A 620-nucleotide genomic window follows, 5' to 3' on the forward strand; every position below is an offset into this window, starting at 1 on the left:
CGTTGACCCCTACAATTTCAGGGCGGAACTAATCCAAAATTGCTAATCTAAAATCCCCAAGCTCCACACTTGAGGGTGGAGTCAATCCAAAATCCAAAATCGTAAATCCAAAATCCACTGACCATCCAGCATCACTAATTGATTTGGCTAATTTGCTATTTTTAACCATGTTTCTCACTTGCAGTTTTTCAAAGGCCACTAAATCGTTAGATTTAACTACGCACAATGCTGTCTTTATAGCAAAGTCTTGACGCTGACGTGAAACTTGCAAATGTTTTCTACCAAGACGGTTAATAGCTTTCTGGCGATTATTAGAACCTTTCTTTTTGCGACTAACTCTTTTTTGTAGTCGTTTTAAAGATTTTTCTGATTTCCGCAAATACCTGGGATTATCAATTTTATCCCCTTGAGAATTAGTGTAGAAACTGTTAAGGGCAACATCTAAACCAACGGTTTTACCTGTGGCATTGATGTCCATATTCCGTTCTACATCTACACAAAACTGGATCTAGTAACCGTCAGAACGTTTAACTATCCTAACTCTCTTTATTTGCTTAATCTGGTAAAAATGTAAATCCCAAGTTCCAATTAATTTTAACTGACCAATACCACATTTATCT

General features: G+C 36.6%; 1 pseudogene. It reads right to left on the reverse strand.

The features are described 5' to 3' along the window. Positions 1-115 precede the first annotated feature (115 nt). Positions 116-620: pseudogene (locus tag FFO06_RS20750) on the reverse strand (RNA-guided endonuclease InsQ/TnpB family protein); the annotation flags it as partial.

It is taken from the genome of Dolichospermum planctonicum, from assembly GCF_005402965.1.
Lineage (GTDB): Bacteria > Cyanobacteriota > Cyanobacteriia > Cyanobacteriales > Nostocaceae > Dolichospermum > Dolichospermum planctonicum.